We start from the raw sequence: 17,200 nt of genomic DNA, 5'->3' as shown, positions 1-17,200 counted from the left end.
TAAAAATCAAATTAGTATGTACAATTTAATTGGAGCAGGATTAATCGTTATCGGTGGTGGTATCGGATTAGGTCAAATTGGTGGAAAAGCAATGGAAGGTATTGCTCGTCAACCTGAAGCAGCTGGAAAAATCCAAACTGCAATGATCATCATTGGAGCCTTATTAGAAGGTTTAGCATTCGGTGCATTAATCTTAGGGAAATAAGAATTTCCTAAAAAACAAAAAAGAACAGATTCCTGTAACGGTTGGTTACAGGACCTGTTTTTTAAAATTAAACAAAAACAAATAACAACTAATTTATAGTTTTACATGGATCAGTTATTACATGATTTTTCGCCAGGCTTATTTTTTATGCAAGCCATTATCTTATTAATATTAATAGTATTAATGAGAAAATTTGCTTGGAAACCAATTTTAGACTCTTTACAGTCTAGAGAAGATGGTATCCAAAACGCATTAGATTCTGCCGAAAAAGCAAAATTAGAAATGCAAAACCTTCAAGCCGATAACCAAAAATTATTGCAAGAAGCTAGAGCAGAACGCGAAGAGATGCTTAAAGAAGCACGCGAAATGAAAAACAAAATGATTGAGGACGCTAAATCTGAAGCAGAAGGTCAAGCTAACAAAATGATAGCTCAAGCACAAGCTGCTATCGAAGGTGAAAAGAAAGCCGCCTTAGCCGAACTTAAAAATCACGTTGCTGGTATTTCTTTAGAAATTGCCGAAAAAGTAATGCGTACTGAATTATCTAACAAAGACAAGCAATTACAATTGGTTGAAACTATGTTAGCTGAAAAATCATTAAACTAAATTATAATGGCGGGAGCAAGAGCAGCAATACGTTACGCTAAAGCATTATTAAGTTTAGCATCAGATCAAAACACAACAGAAGTTGTTGGTAATGATATGAAGCTAATCGCTAATACTTTGGCAACAAGTAAAGATTTAAGCGAAGCACTTCAAAGCCCTGTAATTCCTTCTTCAATTAAAAAATCGACTTTATTAGAAGTTTTTAAAAACGCTGATAAATCAACAAATAACTTAATTGATACTTTAGTGACTAACAACCGAATTAATATTTTAGGCGATATCGCAGTAAAATATGGTGAGTTATTAGATAAATCTAAAGGTGTTGAAGTTGCTACCGTTACTACAGCAGTAGCGTTAACAGACGATTTAAAGAAGCGTGTTTTAGAAAAAGCTAAAACCCTTACAGGAAAAGATGTTGAAGTAGAAAACATTATAGATGAAGACATTTTAGGTGGTTTCATTTTACGTATTGGAGATTTGCAATACAACGCAAGTGTTGCCAATCAGCTTAACAAATTAAAAAGAGAATTTACATTAAACTAAGGTCTTTAGATCTAAATAAACAATAAGATGGCAGAAGTAAAACCAGCTGAAATATCAGCAATCTTAAAACAACAACTTTCGGGTTTTGAGGCAAGCGCTTCATTAGACGAAGTAGGAACTGTATTAACAGTAGGTGACGGTATTGTTCGTGCTTACGGATTAGCTAATGCACAATATGGTGAATTAGTAGAATTCGAAGGCGGATTAGAAGGTATCGTACTTAACCTTGAAGAGGATAATGTAGGTATTGTACTTTTAGGAACTTCAGTAGGAGTTAGAGAAGGTTCTACAGTAAAACGTACTAATCGTATTGCTTCTATAAACGTAGGAGAAGGTATTGTTGGCCGTGTTGTTGATACTTTAGGTAACCCAATTGATGGTAAAGGACCAATTTCTGGACAAACTTATGAGATGCCTTTAGAGCGTAAAGCGCCAGGTGTTATCTATAGAGAGCCAGTAACAGAACCATTACAAACAGGTATTAAAGCAATTGATGCTATGATCCCAGTTGGTAGAGGTCAACGTGAGTTAGTAATTGGTGACAGACAAACAGGTAAAACTGCAGTTTGTATTGATGCTATCTTAAATCAAAAAGAATTTTACGATGCAGGGGAACCTGTTTATTGTATATATGTTGCTGTAGGTCAAAAGGCTTCAACAGTGGCACTTATTGCTAAAACATTAGAAGAAAAAGGAGCTTTAGCTTATACTACTATAGTAGCTGCAAATGCATCAGATCCTGCTGCAATGCAAGTATATGCACCATTTACTGGAGCATCTATTGGAGAGTATTTTAGAGATACTGGTAGACCAGCTTTAATTGTTTTTGATGATTTATCAAAACAAGCCGTTGCTTACCGTGAGGTATCTTTATTATTAAGACGTCCACCGGGACGTGAGGCATATCCTGGAGATGTATTTTACTTACACTCTCGTTTATTAGAGCGTTCTGCAAAAGTTATTAATAACGATGCTATTGCTAAAGAGATGAATGACTTACCAGAGTCGTTAAAATCAATCGTAAAAGGTGGAGGATCTTTAACAGCATTGCCAATTATTGAAACTCAAGCAGGTGATGTTTCTGCTTATATCCCAACAAACGTAATTTCTATTACTGATGGGCAAATTTTCTTAGATGGAGATTTATTTAACTCTGGTGTTCGTCCAGCAATTAACGTAGGTATCTCTGTATCTCGTGTTGGTGGTAATGCACAAATTAAATCTATGAAAAAAGTATCTGGTACTTTAAAATTAGATCAAGCACAATACCGTGAGTTAGAAGCTTTCGCTAAGTTTGGTTCAGATTTAGATGCTGTTACTTTAAATGTAATTAACAAAGGTAAACGTAACGTAGAGATCTTAAAGCAAGCTCAAAACGATCCTTTTAAAGTAGAAGATCAAGTAGCAATTATCTACGCTGGTTCTAAAAACTTATTAAAAGATGTTCCTGTTGAAAAAGTAAAAGAATTTGAAAGAGATTTCATTGAATTCTTAAACGCTAAACATAGTGATGTATTAGCAACTTTAAAAGCAGGTAAATTAACTGATACTGTTACAGACACATTAATTTCTGTTTGTAAAGAACTTTCAGCTAAATACAAAGCATAAAACAGTTTGAAGTTATAAGCTTACACAAGCTTATAACTTCAAATTTAAATTATAAAATTAATGTCACTCTGAGGGCAATCACAGAGTCTTTATAAAATAAAGAATGGCTAATCTTAAAGAAATACGTAACAGAATATCATCAGTATCTTCAACGATGCAAATTACCAGTGCCATGAAAATGGTATCTGCTGCAAAGTTGAAAAAGGCACAAGATGCTATAACAGCAATGCGTCCTTATTCAGATAAGTTAACCGAACTTTTACAAAGTTTGAGTGCCACTTTAGATGCTGATTCTGGAAGCGCATACGCCACACAACGTGAGGTGAAAAAAGTACTTATTGTAATTATAACCTCTAATAGAGGGTTAGCAGGTGCTTTTAACTCTAACGTTATTAAAGAAGTTACAAGAATGACTTCTGAAACTTATGCAAACCAAGAAGTATCTTATCTTGCTATAGGTAAAAAAGGAAACGATGCTTTTGTTAAAACCAATAATGTTATAGCTAATAACAGTGATATTTACGATAATTTAACTTTCGAGAATGCTGCTGAAATTGCTGAGATGTTAATGGCTAAATTTATTAACGCGGACTTCGATAAAATCGATATTGTGTATAATAAATTTAAAAACGCGGCAACGCAAATCGTTACTAAAGAGCAATTTTTACCAATTGTTCCTGTGGAAGGAGAAGCTGCTAATAATTCCGATTACGTTTTTGAACCTTCGAAGTTAGAGATTGTAGAGGAGTTAATTCCTAAGTCTTTAAAAACACAATTATACAAAGGCATCCGTGATTCTTTTGCAAGTGAACATGGTGCACGTATGACGGCTATGCACAAAGCAACTGATAATGCAACTGAATTAAGAGATCAGCTTAAATTAACTTACAACAAAGCGCGTCAAGCAGCTATTACTAACGAGATTTTAGAAATTGTAGGTGGTGCAGAAGCATTAAATAATTAGACTGAAGCTTTAGCGAAGTTAAATCTCAATAGCAACAGTATTGAACAATTAAACAAGATATTTTAATAAAATTAAAATCCCCTTCAAGTTATAAACTTAAAGGGGATTTTTTTATTCTGCAACTTAAGAGGCCTAAAGCCACCCTCTACGTTTAGAACTAATCAACATCACGTAGTAAAAAGCTATTCCAATTATCAAACATGCCATAACTTATCTTTGCATGGCATTCACTAAAAACGTACTTTTAACACCATAAAACAACTAGTATTGAGCGCACTAAAATCACTTTTCAAGCAAACATTCATTTATGGCTTAGCCACGGTTTTACCAAGAATGATGAGTTTTATGCTTGTACCACTTTACACAAGCGATGGTGTACTTTCATCCGTAAGTGAATATGGAGAAGTATCGGTGATTTTCTCATACTTTGTTCTATTTAACGTTATTTTAGCTTATGGTATGGAAACCGCCTTTTTTAGGTTTTTCAACAAGGACGATGATAAAAATAGCGTTACAGGCACCTCTACCATATCTTTGGTTATATCATCTATTAGCTTTTTTATCATTGCGCTTATTTTTCAAAATCAAATCGCTTCATTTATAGATATAGACGTTAAGTATATTAACATCGTTATTTGGATTTTACTTTGTGACGCTCTTGTTATTATACCCTTCGCTTGGTTACGTGCCACACAACAACCCATGCGTTACGCAATTATCAAAATATTAAATGTCGCCATAAACTTAGGTTTAAACCTCTTCTTTCTTTTAGCTTTGAAAGATTTATCACATAACTTTTCTTTTTTCAATAGCATCTATACAGAAAATTTTGAAATCAGTTATATTTTCATAGCAAATCTTATATCAAGTGGTATAACACTTCTTTTAATGCTTCCGTTTTACACGAAAATTAAATACGTGTTCAACATAGAACTTTGGAAACGTATGATGCGTTACGCCTATCCAGTTTTAATTGCCGGAATAGCATTTTCGATTAACGAAACATTTGATAGAATTCTTCTAAAAGAACTTCTTCCTAAACATATTGCCGATGTAGATATCGGTATGTATTCGGCATGTTACAAACTCGCCTTGTTTATGACACTTTTTGCTACAGCTTACCGATTGGGTATCGAGCCTTATTTTTTTAGCCATGCTAAAAGCCTAAATCCGCAAAAAAATTACGCCAGAATATTAGAATTCTATATTGCGCTAGGATCTATAATTTTATTAGGCGTTGTGGTTTTTGCTGATATATTGAAACCTATAATTGTTAGAAGTGAAGATTATTGGGAGGCTATGTGGGTAGTACCAATAATTTTAATGGCCAACTTCTTCTTAGGTATCTATCATAACCTATCTGTTTGGTATAAAGTCACCGATAAAACAAAATTTGGAGCATACATTTCTATTGTTGGTGCCATAATAACATTAGTAATAAATATTATATTCATCAAAGAATTCAGTTACAAGGCGTCAGCAGTGGCAACGCTATCTGCCTATGCTGTTATGATGATTTTATCTTATTACTTCGGAAGAAAATATTACCCTATACCCTACAATCTAAAAAAAATACTGATGTACCTAATACTCTCCATTGGTCTATCCATATTATCCTTTTATCAATTTAGAGGTGATTATGTTGTAGGCATATCAATGTTAATTGTATTTTTGGGAATCGTTTATTTTTCAGAGAAAGATGACATCAAAAAAATCTTAAGAACGAAGTAAAACGTAAGTAAAACAGATGCAGATAAAAATAATAAATAAATCTAACCACGAGTTACCGCACTATGAAACCATAGCATCGGCCGGTATGGATTTACGCGCAAATATAACAGAAGCTATTACCTTAAAACCATTAGCAAGAACCATTGTTAAAACAGGTTTATTTATTGAATTACCAATAGGTTTTGAAGCTCAAGTTCGTCCACGTAGTGGGTTGGCCGCAAAAAAAGGTGTAACCGTTTTAAACGCTCCAGGTACTATTGATGCAGATTACCGTGGAGAAATTGGAGTTATTTTAGTTAATATTTCTAATGAAGATTTCGTTATCGAAAGCGGTGAACGCATTGCACAACTCGTTATTGCAAAACACGAACGTGCGGAGTGGATATCTGTTGAAGAATTATCTGAAACCTCAAGAGGCGAAGGTGGGTTTGGAAGTACGGGTGTGAAATAAAAAGAACAAAAAATAGATTTCCGCCTTCGCAGAAATGAAAAAATTACTTAATATGAAAATAATAGTACCAATGGCAGGACGCGGATCGCGTTTACGCCCACATAGTTTAACAGTACCAAAACCATTAATTCCAGTTGCCGGACAACCTATTGTACACCGTTTGGTAAAAGATATCGCCAAAGTTTTAAAACAACCCATAGAAGAAATTGCCTTTGTTTTAGGCGATCCTGCTTGGTTTGGAGACGATGTTGTAGAAAGCTTAAAATCCCTTGCCGAAAACTTAGGCGCAAAAGCTTCTATTTACCGTCAAGATAAACCACTAGGTACTGGCCACGCTATTATGTGTGCAGAGCCTTCGCTTTCTGGCCCTGCAGTTATTGCTTATGCCGATACTTTAATTCGTGCTGAATTCGATTTAGATCCGGCTGCCGATAGTGTTATTTGGACCAAGCAAGTAAAAAACCCAGAGGCTTATGGTGTGGTAAAATTAAACGATAACCAAGAGATTGTTGAACTTGTTGAAAAACCAGAATCTTTTGTTAGCGACCAGGCCGTAATTGGTATTTATTACTTTAAAGATGTTGCTGTTTTAAAAGGAAAACTTCAAGAAATTCTTGATGAAAATATTATGAATGGTGGCGAATACCAAATTAACGATGGTATAAAACGCATGATGGCAGACGGTAAAGTATTTAAAACCGGAACTGTTGATGAATGGATGGATTGTGGAAACAAAGCCATTACTATAGAAACTAACCAACGTATGTTAGGCTTTTTAAAAGCTGATGGCGAAGAGCAATTAGTTGCAACATCGGCTAAACTAGAAAACTCTAACATTATAGAACCTTGTTTTATTGGTGAAAATGTTGTGCTAAAAGATGCGACTGTAGGCCCTTTTGTTTCTATCGGAAACAATACGGTTATAGAAAATTCGACTATTAAAAACAGTTTAATTCAAACAAACTCGACTATTAAAAATGCGAATTTGGATAATGCTATGATTGGAAATCACGTAAAATACGATGGGGATTTTACAAGCATTAGTATTGGTGATTATTCAGTATTAGAATAAATTTTAATTCCCTCGAAAGGGGGGAATCTTATCAAATAATGTTCATAGATATTATTTGACTGACGACCAAAGCGTAATTACCGCGGACTAGTTAGCGTTAGGGATTGCAGAGAAAAGCCCACAGCCCGACGTGAGGAGGTGCGAGGACTTGTAACGTAAAGCCCGACCTTTAGGTAACGCCCAAATTAAAAGTAATGAAAAGAAACATCTACATATTATTTTTTCTCTTCGGAATGGTTTTACTTCCGCAGATAAACTATGCGCAAGTAGATTTAAATAAACGTCCCGACGACGATTTAGGAAATAATGAAGATGCTTTTCAGGAGTTATTTTACGAAGCTTTAAAGCAAAAAAGTATTGAGAATTTCGATCGTGCTGCGGAAGGTTTTCAAAAATGTATTGCATTAAACCAATCTATTCCTGTTTTACATTTTGAATTAGGAAAGAGTTATTATAAACTTAAAAATTATAATGCTGCCGAAGAGTCTTTAAAAAAAGCAGTTGACTTAGAACCTGATAATGAGTGGTTTTTAGATGAGCTTTATGGATTTTATGCTGGGCAAAACGATTTGGATAATGCCATTAAAACGGTTAAACAATTAGTTAGTTATCATCCAGATTATAAAGAGGATTTGGCATCGCTTTACGTAAAAACAAAGCGTTATGATGAAGCCCTGCTGCTTTTAGATGAGTTGGATACCGAGTTTGGTGTTTCTATAGATAGAGATCGCATGCGAAATATAGCATATGAAGCTACGGGTAGAAAAAAGGATCAAATAGAAAATTTAGAATCTCGGGTTGAAAACAATCCGAATAAAGAATCCAACTATTTAGCTTTAATTTTCCGCTACAGCGAAAACAATAATAAAGAAAAAGCTTTTGAAACCGCAAAGGAACTTCTTGAAAACAACCCAAAATCGCAACTTGTACATTTGGCTTTGTACAAATTCTATTTAGATGAAAACAATGCGGATAAAGCTATAGAATCGATGAAGGTTGTTGTGCAAAGCACGCAAATAAAGCCCGAAGCTAAGGTAAAAGTATTATCCGACTTTGTTAATTTTGTTAAGCAAAATCCACAATATGAGGCCGATTTACTAGAAGCTACAGCTTTGGTCACCGAAGAAGACAACGAGAAATCGCTGTTAGAAATGGGGCAATATTATTTATCTAAAAATAACAAAACTAAAGCTTTAGAATATTTTGAAAAAGCACTAGAGCAAGACAGTAATAATTTTGCCGTTTTAAAAAATATTTTGTTGCTTAAAATAGATTTGCAGGACTTTAAAGTCGTGGAAGCAGAAAGCAGCATAGCTTTAGAAAAATATCCATCGCAGCCTTTATTATATCTAGTAAATGGTGTGGCTTTAAATAACCTCAACCAACCTAAAGAAGCTATCGAAGCTTTAGAAATTGGATTAGATTATATTATTGATGATGCTAGAATGGAGGCCGATTTTTACAATCAATTAAGCAAAGCTTACACGCTTTTAAACAATACTGCCAAAGCACAAACGTTTAGTGATAAGGCACAAAAATTAAAAAATTAATGAACAAACCTATATATTACGTTCTTGGCATTATTCTGCTTTTAAGTTTTAGCTGTAAATCTGCACGAACGGTTACTGGTGGCGCTGATAATTTAAGCCTATCTACCAAAGCGGTTATAAAAGAAAACAGCAAGCAGAGTCCGGATTTTAAAACATTACAAGCTAAACTTAGAATTAACTTTAATAAAAACGGAAAATCGCAAACCAACAGCGTTAGCTTTAGAGCGAAAAAAGATGAAGTACTGTGGATGAACGCACCGTTTTCTGTTATTAGAGCGATGATAACTCCAGAAAAAGTTGGATTTTATAATAAACTAGACAACACTTATTTTGAATGCGATTTTTCATATTTAAGTAAATTATTGGGTACGGAATTAGATTTTAAAAAGGTGCAAAACTTACTTTTAGGTGATGCTATTTTCGATTTAAAAAATGGAAGTTATACGGCTTCGGTTAACGATGATACTTATATTCTGCAACCTAAGAAACAACAGCTTTTGTTTGAGATTTTCTTTTTAATAGACCCTTCTCTTTTTAAAGTGAAATCGCAACAAATAAGTCAGCCTAAAGAATTGAGACATCTACAAATTGATTATTTATCACATCAGGAAGTAGAGAAACAAATACTGCCAGAAAACATAAAAGTTATTGCTGTAGAAGGCAACGAAGAAACCATTATAAATTTAGAATTTAAAAGTGTTACATTAAACGAAGACTTACGTTTTCCGTTTAAGATACCTTCAGGTTTCAAAAAAATTGAATTGGAATGATTTTAGGAAAATCTTCATATAAAATAATTTTTCTACTAGGCTTTTTGCTTTGTAGCTCTCTTAGTTTTTCTCAAAACAATAAACAAAAAGAGCTAGAAACGCGTCGCCAAGAGCTGCGTCGCGAAATTCAGAAAATAAACGAATTACGTACCGAAAATAAAACGATAGCGAAATCGAAACTTTCTTTAATTGAAGATTTTAATCACAAAATAAATGTGTTGGATAATTTGATAAAAGTAACCAACCGCCAAGCCAACTTATTAACACGTGAAATAAACACGAATCAGAACAAAATAACGAGTTTAAGAGACGAACTCAAACAATTGAAGGCAGAATACGCTGCTATGATTGTTAAGTCGTATAAAAGCAAAAACCAGCAAAGTAGGATTATGTTTTTACTATCGTCTAATAATTTTAAGCAAGCCTACAAGCGTGTGCAGTATATGCAGCAATATGCCGACCATCAAAAAAAACAAGGTGAGACTATAAAGGCAAAAACAAAGGAGCTACAAGACATAAATACCAACTTATTAAAGCAAAAGGAGGAGAAAAATAATTTAATTGCTGAAAATAAGGTTACTCAAAAATCTTTAGAAAGCGAGCGTAAACAGCAACAAGCTTTAATGAAAGAAATTCAGAGTAATATTTCGCGCTACGCCAATCAAATTAAAGATAAAGAAAAAGAAGCCCGACGTATTGACGCCGAAATAAATAAAATTATTAGAGCCGCTATTGCTAAATCTAATAAAAAAGCTGGAAAATCTTCGAGTTCAAAAACATTTGCATTAACACCAGAAGGTTTAGCCCTAGCCAAAAACTTTGAAGCCAACCGTGGTAAATTAGTTTGGCCAGTAAGCAAAGGTGTTGTACAAATGGGCTACGGTAAGCAACCACACCCCGTAATAAAATCGTTAACCATAAACAGTAACGGTGTACGTATTGCAACCGAAAAGGGCGCTAAAGCTAGAGCTGTTTTTAATGGCGAAGTTATTGGTGTAGTGGCCAACAAAAATGTAAATCCGTTTGTAATTATACAGCACGGAAATTACATTACATACTATAAAAACTTATCTAAAATTTACGTAAAAGCAGGAGATAAAGTAACAACCAAGCAAGATATTGGTGAGGTATTTACCAACCCTTCAACAGGAGAAACCATTTTGAGCTTTGTAATTTCGAAAGATACGGACACACAAAATCCATCGAGTTGGATTTATAAAATGTAAACTACACCTCTGCCCCACCCGAAAAATGTAGTTCTAACTCTTTTAAGGTAGCTTCACTGGTTTGTAAATCTTTTACTATCTTTCCTTTTTCTAAAACAACAATGCGCTCGCAAACATCGGTTACGTGCGATAAGTCGTGACTAGAGACTAAAACAGTAACACCCTGTTTTTCGGCAAGGTTTTTAATAATACCTTTTAGCCTAATTTGTGTAGTTGGATCTAGGTTTGCAAAAGGCTCATCTAAAATAATAACCTCAGGGTTGCCAATTAATGCAGCTACAATACCGGCTTTCTTTTGATTCCCCTTACTTAAATCGCGTAAAAACTTCTTTTTCCCTAAAATTTCATCGTGAAAAAAATCTGAAAATTGTGCAACCAACGCATCCACATCGGTCTTATTTTGATTCCGAAGGTCTCCTATAAAATAGAAATACTCTTCGGGTGTTAGATACCCAATTAAAAAAGTTTCGTCTATAAAAGCAGATGTAAACGGTTTCCAATCTTCACTTTTATCCACCTGTACATCGTTACTTTTAATAAAACCTGTAGTCGGTTGAATTAAATCTAAAAGCAAGCTAAAATACGTAGTTTTACCAGCTCCATTATTACCAACCAAACCAAAACTCTGCCCTTTTGGGATATCTAAAGACTGAATGTTTAAAACCTGATTTCCGTTGTATGTTTTCGATAAATTTAATGTTGTTATCATAATATATTTTTAATTATCCTGATCGAAAGCATCAATCATTTTATACTTGGAGTTTACGTATTTATTGGTAATAAATGTCATTATTTTTTGATGAAGCAAAATACCAATCACACCTAATAAGCCCAACACCAAACATGCTATTTCAAAACTACTAATAGCATACGTGATACCGAATATGGCCAAAGGCACAAACATAAGCGGTATACCAATTAACCATTGCACAGCCCCAGTTCCTTGGAAATTAAAAGCCGCTTTTTGATCGAGGTTAATTTTTTTTCTATTGTATGAGCCTCCAATTAAAATAACATGGGTATTTACACCAATGTTATAAATGGCCGCTACAAATTGTGCTAATAAAATTCTCCATCCAAAATACACATACGGAATACTTAGCACGAAGAGGATAATAACACTTAACGTCATTAAGGTAAATTTGGACTTTAAATAATTTTCGTACTTAATATTTTGACTCATTAAGAGTTTGTAATATCCACTATCCCAGGCCGGAATAAATTGTCCGAAATTAATTAAAAAGATACCTGTTACAAAAATGCCAACAAAGGCATACATCCAAGGCATTTCCATATATTTCTGATCTGGATAAAACATCAAACCGTATAATAACCCCATGGCTAGCATCCATAATGAAGATCTGGTACGTTTATTTCGCCATAACAATTTTAAATCTAATTGCATAAAAGGCGCCACATCTCCAAAGTTTCTTGTCCAGTCTAAATTTGAGGTTTGTACTTCCTTAATTTTAGTTTTTAAACCACTATCCAAAAACAGTTTTTGTTTCAGTAATTTAAAATTGAAAAAATAAAGCCCAACTAAAACCGCAATGAGTATTACAATAAAACAAGGCGTGTTATAAATAGCTTGAAACCCACTAGAAACTAAAATGCTTAAAGAAATAATTTGAAAATAGTCTAAGGCATATAAAGCGACAACCAAAGCTATTATTGGTAAAAACGAAAGCTCGTATTGTGTAGAAAAGCTTTCAATAATGAAGTTTAAAAAATTAATTATTAAGGTTGTAATAATCAATGCAAGCATCCAAAACAAAACAGACGTTGTTGGATAGTCGTTGAATATTAAAGTAATTCCGAAAGGAATAATTGCGAAAAGCGGCAATGCATTAAAAAATGAAAACACCGATTTTCGCAATACATAATTTACAATTTGACTTCGTTTAACAGGTAGGGTAAGTAATGGCTTAACACTCATTACTGGTAGTTTCTGCATAAAAAACCGAAACACCAAATCGCCCAACACCCAGTAAAACAAAAAACTATTTACGGTTAAAAATGGATTCTGATCTGGAAATTTATCATTCAAAAAAGGGTAAACAGCAATGCCTATTAACAAAAACATACCCACCAAATACAGTGCAAAAAAGCCCATTAAAACTTTTAAAGCAAGCCCTTTACCAAAATCGGCAGATCTAAAAAATGCTTTCCATTCTAAACTTAAAAATAGTTTAATCATGCTAGCAATTAATTATATTTTGCCGCTATACCTTGCACTTCTATTCCCCAAGATTGCCCCATAGCCATACCGCGTTGTGCTAGGTTTAATTGCTTAGATGCTAGTTTTTTTCCTAAATCTGTATTATAAAATTTAACTAATTCTTGTATTTCTGGTTGTGTAAATTCACCCATGTACAAATCTGCCATTTTATCGTACAAACCATCTAAAGTGCCATTTGCTTCTTTAGTGTAAGCGTCTTTTTTTTCATCTGGAACCATCATACCTAGTTGTGCAATGGCCGTTTCGAAAGCAGAACCTGCACCTGTAATTTTAATAAACTCGATAGTTTCTTTTTTAAAATCGCTTTGTTCTTGAGCTTGTATTGCAAGTGTTAGCATAAATAAGCCAATGCATAGTAGTTTTTTCATTTTAATTGAAGTTTAATAGTTTGTATATATTGAATTATGATTGTTAGTAATAAATTTAGGGAAATTGTTACAAAGAATGCAGAAAAATAATCTTCTAAGTTGTTTGTAAGTGATATTCCGGATAAGTTTCTTCAAGCAATTCTTCAGATTTTTTAGGAATTAATTCTAGACTAATATAGGCCAATAAGCAGGTAACACTCAATAATACAGATATCACAATAACCAAATATTTTGTTTGATGTAATGGTGTTGTACTGTTTAATAAATTAATATTGTAATAAATTAAAACCATTCCAAATCCTCCAGCCTGTTTAAAAATTAAATCTTCTAGCAACCATTTTTGCTTAGAGGCTTTACTTTTCTTTTTAAAATTTCTATTTAACATAAAACTTTTATATGTACACCAAACTGCAAGAATTCCGTAAAAAATATAGATGAAGTATTCAGAAAACTGAGAAACAAGTAAGGTATAAAAGCAAATGCTTAAAGCCAATGTTATAATTATCTTAGGCAATGAAAACCATATTTTTAACTCGCGCCATAAGTATTTAAAATAGCGTTTAGTCATAGCACGTTCTCGATGGATAACCACATCACTAAACCCGTAAACACCAAATTTCTTAAAGGCTTTTTCACGAGCATTTACAAAAGACAGATTAGGTTCCTGCTCCCAAATAGCCTCAATATCATTAGCTAAATGATCTACAAGTTCTGTTTGCAAATCGTAATATTCTACAAAATGGTCTCTTGTAAACTGATACAAATTTTCTATATTCCTTTCGCTAAGTTCCATGACGTCTAAGGTTTTGTTATTAATCAAATCTAAATTCAGGATTTACCAATGCACGCATGGTTTTAATGTAGCGTTCTAGTTCCTCAAGTTTATTAACTGTTTCTTGAGTACCTTGTTCGGTTAATTTGTAATATTTCCGGAGTCTGTTATCGACTTTTAAAACCTCAACCTCTAGTAAACCTTCAGCTTCAAGCTTATGTAAAGATGGGTATAAAGCACCTTCGGTAATTTTAAGTTCTCCTTTTGTTATCTCTTTTACCTTTTGAGTAATTTCATAACCATACATTTTTTCATGCTCGTTTAAAAGCTTTAAAATAATAGTTGAAAGACTGCCTTTATATAATTTTGCGTTTCCCATGATTACATCAAATATACATAAATAAGTTATGCATGTAAAATTTGGTGTTAATTTGTGCCAAAATTTTCGGCAAAAACTTAAAGCTTCACTATTTTTGTTAAAAATTAATATCCATGTCATCATTTCATAAACTTTCAGTTAAAAGCATAAATAGAGAAACAGAAAAATCTATTAGCATTGCTTTCAACTTACCAGAAAATTTAAAAGAAACTTTTTCGTTTTCTGCAGGACAGTACATTACTTTAAAAACCGAAATTAACGGTAATGAAATACGTCGCGATTATTCGTTATGTGTTTCACCTAAAAGTGGAGAACTTAAAGTTGCTGTAAAAGAAGTGAAAGATGGTACTTTTTCGGCTTATGCTAATAACACGTTAAAAGTTGGTGACACTCTAGAAGTTGCACCTCCAAAAGGTCGTTTTACGTTTACGCCTAACGATAGTAAAACTAAAAACATAGCCGTTTTTGCTGCTGGTAGTGGTATAACCCCTATTTTAAGTATTATAAAATGTGCTTTAGAAGAAGAAAAACTAAGCAAAGTAATATTAGTTTACGGTAATAAAACTACCGCAGACACGATGTTTTTTGATGAAATATTAGAACTTCAACATGCTTACAAAGATCGTTTTTCAGTTCAATTTGTATTTAGCCAACAAGATGAAGAGGATGCTATTTTTGGAAGAATAGAAAAAAGCACTGTAAACTACGTTATTAAAAACAAGCATAAACACGTTGAAGTTGACGCTTTTTACCTTTGTGGACCAGAAGCTATGATCCACATGGTGAAAGATGTTTTAACTGAACATGATATTGATGAAAACCGCATTCATTTCGAACTTTTTAAAGCTTCGAAACCTGCTGAAATTGAATTAGATGCTACAGTTTCTAACGGAAAAACGAAAATTACCGTTACTGTTGACGACGAAAGTACAACTTTTGAAATGTCGCAGAAACAAACTATTCTTGAAGCGGCTTTAGATGAAGATCTAGATGCGCCTTACTCTTGCCAAGGCGGAATTTGCAGCAGTTGCTTAGCACGTATTACAGAAGGCGAAGCCACTATGCGCCAAAACAATATTTTAACTGAAAGTGAAGTTGCCGAAGGTTTAATTTTAACGTGCCAAGCCCACCCTACAACAAACTCTATTACGGTAGATTTTGATGACGTTTAAAAACAGAACACATTAATGGTTCACCTAATTGTTGGAAATACAGGATCGGGGAAAACAACCTATGCACAAAATTTAAAAGCAAAAACAAACGCTATTGTTTTTTCTATTGATAAGTGGAACAACACCTTATTTCTTCCTGATAAAAAAGCAACCGATGGATTAGATTGGTTTTTGGAACGTATTGAGCGTTCTGAAATTATGATTTTAGATTTAATACATCAATTAGAACAAGCAGGAATCGACTCCATTTTAGACCTAGGGCTTGCAAAATTTGAACACCGCGAAAAATTCAGAGTTTTTTGTACTGAACATAATTATCAAATAACCACTCATTTTCTAGACATTCCCAAAGCCATAAGACTCGAACGCGTTTTAAAACGCAATACCGAAAAAGGAAATACTTTTGAATTTGAAGTAAGCAAAACTGATTTTGATTTTATGGAAACTTGGTTTGAAACTCCAACCACTATCGAACTGAAAGACAGCATTATAATTCACGAATAGAATCCCCTGTTTTGGTATTTAAACCATTATGAGTAAAACAAAACGCATTGGTCAAAAAATTAAACGTAATGCTCGAATTTCGAAATATATAATCTACAAAGAAACCCTAGTAGATTACAGAGAGAAATTTTGGTCGTTTATTGGTGCTTTTACGGGTATTGGACTTATAGCCTTTATTCAATCGAAATACTTATTAGAAACTGAAAACATGTTTCTTATTGGCTCATTTGGTGCATCGAGCGTATTAGTGTTTGGAGCCATACAAAGCCCGTTAGCACAACCCCGAAACGTTATTGGCGGACAAATAATTTCGGCATTGATTGGTGTTACTATAGCTAAGTTTATACCTGATATTATTTGGCTTACCGCACCGCTAGCCGTAGCAACATCTATAATTGCCATGCAGTTTACAAAAACCTTACATCCTCCAGGTGGAGCCACTGCTCTTATTGCTATTATAGGTACTGAAAACATAAAAAACTTAGGATATTTTTATGTTTTGTCCCCTGTTTTATCAGGTTCACTTACCTCATTAGTTGTTGCACTAATATTTAATAACATGACTAAACATAGGTCTTACCCAACAAACGGTAGCTTAACAAATGCATTTAAAAGTAAAGGATTAAAAGGTTAACGGTAAAAACGGGTTAGATACTATTCTTTATTTTTGTGATTATAGTATCCTAGCTTCTACTTCCTTAATAGTTTTTGTTTTTAATTAACATCAACGCTTGTCTTACAAAAACTATATTCGTTTTATACATATATGCTAATAAACAGATATTTAAAATTATTTTTGAAGGAAATTTCAACTAGACAAATGCTTACATACTTCACTTTTCATTTTAATCAGGAACTTAAAAAACCTCATTAAACATTAAGACGCTCTAAGTTCTTCTACAATATTATACCAAACTCAGGTTCTACAAAAAAGCTTAACATTTCCTCTTCAAGAAAACGGTAAACAACCTAGTTTAACCTAAAAACAGTTATACATACAAAAACATCTGTTTCCAGAAAAAAAACATATGTTATACTCC

The 17,200-nt window shown here is 33.5% G+C and carries 19 protein-coding genes; 14 read left to right on the top strand and 5 right to left on the bottom strand.

The window, feature by feature from the left end:
* The first annotated feature begins 16 nt into the window (after positions 1–16).
* The 11 genes from atpE to DFQ06_RS11120 all read left to right on the top strand — a co-directional run bounded on the left by atpE (position 17) and on the right by DFQ06_RS11120 (position 10,726).
* Complete coding sequence (atpE, locus tag DFQ06_RS11170) at positions 17–205, top strand: ATP synthase F0 subunit C (protein ID WP_004569351.1); 189 nt, start codon at positions 17–19, stop codon at positions 203–205.
* A gap of 105 nt (positions 206–310) precedes the next feature.
* Entirely contained in the window at positions 311–811 is a 501-nt protein-coding gene (locus DFQ06_RS11165) for a F0F1 ATP synthase subunit B (RefSeq protein ID WP_042500727.1), read from the top strand.
* 6 nt (positions 812–817) lie between these two features.
* Positions 818–1,354 carry an ATP synthase F1 subunit delta gene (gene atpH, locus DFQ06_RS11160; protein WP_042504077.1) on the top strand — a complete coding sequence of 179 codons (537 nt, stop codon included), beginning with the start codon at positions 818–820 and terminating at the stop codon, positions 1,352–1,354.
* A gap of 27 nt (positions 1,355–1,381) precedes the next feature.
* Positions 1,382–2,962 (top strand): F0F1 ATP synthase subunit alpha, encoded by a 1,581-nt coding sequence (gene atpA / locus DFQ06_RS11155; RefSeq protein ID WP_133967744.1) that lies wholly within the window; start codon positions 1,382–1,384, stop codon positions 2,960–2,962.
* A 103-nt stretch (positions 2,963–3,065) separates the two neighbouring features.
* On the top strand, positions 3,066–3,926 hold the full coding sequence (gene atpG, locus DFQ06_RS11150) for an ATP synthase F1 subunit gamma (RefSeq protein ID WP_042500721.1): 861 nt from the start codon (positions 3,066–3,068) through the stop codon (positions 3,924–3,926).
* A 267-nt stretch (positions 3,927–4,193) separates the two neighbouring features.
* The gene (locus tag DFQ06_RS11145) at positions 4,194–5,657 is read left to right on the top strand and encodes an oligosaccharide flippase family protein (RefSeq protein ID WP_133967742.1); all 1,464 of its coding nucleotides are present in this window, start codon (positions 4,194–4,196) and stop codon (positions 5,655–5,657) included.
* Between the two features lie 16 nt (positions 5,658–5,673).
* Entirely contained in the window at positions 5,674–6,108 is a 435-nt protein-coding gene (gene dut / locus DFQ06_RS11140; RefSeq protein WP_042504080.1) for a dUTP diphosphatase, read from the top strand.
* A gap of 52 nt (positions 6,109–6,160) precedes the next feature.
* On the top strand, positions 6,161–7,180 hold the full coding sequence (locus DFQ06_RS11135) for a sugar phosphate nucleotidyltransferase (protein ID WP_042504082.1): 1,020 nt from the start codon (positions 6,161–6,163) through the stop codon (positions 7,178–7,180).
* A 194-nt stretch (positions 7,181–7,374) separates the two neighbouring features.
* Positions 7,375–8,730, top strand: coding sequence for a tetratricopeptide repeat protein (locus DFQ06_RS11130; RefSeq protein ID WP_133967740.1), 1,356 nt, complete (start codon positions 7,375–7,377; stop codon positions 8,728–8,730).
* Positions 8,730–9,500, top strand: coding sequence for a lipoprotein insertase outer membrane protein LolB1 (locus DFQ06_RS11125; RefSeq protein WP_133967738.1), 771 nt, complete (start codon positions 8,730–8,732; stop codon positions 9,498–9,500). The genes DFQ06_RS11130 and DFQ06_RS11125 overlap by 1 nt, the downstream gene beginning before the upstream one ends.
* Positions 9,497–10,726 (top strand): murein hydrolase activator EnvC family protein, encoded by a 1,230-nt coding sequence (locus tag DFQ06_RS11120; RefSeq protein WP_042504087.1) that lies wholly within the window; start codon positions 9,497–9,499, stop codon positions 10,724–10,726. The genes DFQ06_RS11125 and DFQ06_RS11120 overlap by 4 nt, the downstream gene beginning before the upstream one ends.
* Position 10,727: 1 nt before the next feature.
* On the opposite strand, the gene DFQ06_RS11115 is transcribed toward DFQ06_RS11120, so the two are convergent.
* From DFQ06_RS11115 to DFQ06_RS11095, 5 genes are all read right to left on the bottom strand, one after another.
* Positions 10,728–11,435 carry an ABC transporter ATP-binding protein gene (locus tag DFQ06_RS11115; protein ID WP_133967736.1) on the bottom strand — a complete coding sequence of 236 codons (708 nt, stop codon included), beginning with the start codon at positions 11,433–11,435 and terminating at the stop codon, positions 10,728–10,730.
* A 9-nt stretch (positions 11,436–11,444) separates the two neighbouring features.
* On the bottom strand, positions 11,445–12,923 hold the full coding sequence (locus DFQ06_RS11110) for a DUF5687 family protein (protein ID WP_042504090.1): 1,479 nt from the start codon (positions 12,921–12,923) through the stop codon (positions 11,445–11,447).
* An 8-nt stretch (positions 12,924–12,931) separates the two neighbouring features.
* On the bottom strand, positions 12,932–13,333 hold the full coding sequence (locus DFQ06_RS11105) for a DUF2059 domain-containing protein (protein ID WP_074936476.1): 402 nt from the start codon (positions 13,331–13,333) through the stop codon (positions 12,932–12,934).
* A 94-nt stretch (positions 13,334–13,427) separates the two neighbouring features.
* Positions 13,428–14,126, bottom strand: a complete 699-nt coding sequence (locus DFQ06_RS11100; RefSeq protein ID WP_074936478.1) for a hypothetical protein — start codon at positions 14,124–14,126, stop codon at positions 13,428–13,430.
* Positions 14,127–14,145: 19 nt separating this feature from the next.
* Complete coding sequence (locus tag DFQ06_RS11095; RefSeq protein ID WP_074936480.1) at positions 14,146–14,484, bottom strand: PadR family transcriptional regulator; 339 nt, start codon at positions 14,482–14,484, stop codon at positions 14,146–14,148.
* A gap of 113 nt (positions 14,485–14,597) precedes the next feature.
* Here DFQ06_RS11095 and DFQ06_RS11090 point away from each other — a divergent pair, with 113 nt between their 5' ends.
* Genes DFQ06_RS11090 through DFQ06_RS11080 form a run of 3 tightly spaced genes read left to right on the top strand, consistent with a single transcriptional unit; the run spans position 14,598 to position 16,794 of the window.
* The gene (locus DFQ06_RS11090; protein ID WP_074936483.1) at positions 14,598–15,656 is read left to right on the top strand and encodes a ferredoxin--NADP reductase; all 1,059 of its coding nucleotides are present in this window, start codon (positions 14,598–14,600) and stop codon (positions 15,654–15,656) included.
* 15 nt (positions 15,657–15,671) lie between these two features.
* Positions 15,672–16,160: a P-loop nucleotide/nucleoside kinase family protein gene (locus tag DFQ06_RS11085; protein WP_042500705.1), complete on the top strand. Its 489-nt coding sequence runs from the start codon at positions 15,672–15,674 to the stop codon at positions 16,158–16,160.
* A gap of 28 nt (positions 16,161–16,188) precedes the next feature.
* A complete protein-coding gene (locus tag DFQ06_RS11080) occupies positions 16,189–16,794 on the top strand; it encodes an HPP family protein (protein ID WP_133967734.1) in 606 nt (201 codons plus the stop codon).
* The last annotated feature ends 406 nt before the right edge of the window (positions 16,795–17,200 follow it).

Origin of the sequence: Algibacter lectus (genome assembly GCF_004368925.1) — a bacterium.
In the GTDB taxonomy this organism is placed as follows: domain Bacteria; phylum Bacteroidota; class Bacteroidia; order Flavobacteriales; family Flavobacteriaceae; genus Algibacter; species Algibacter lectus.
Note: the sequence above shows the minus strand (reverse complement) of the source record. Positions and strands in the feature narration are given on the sequence as shown.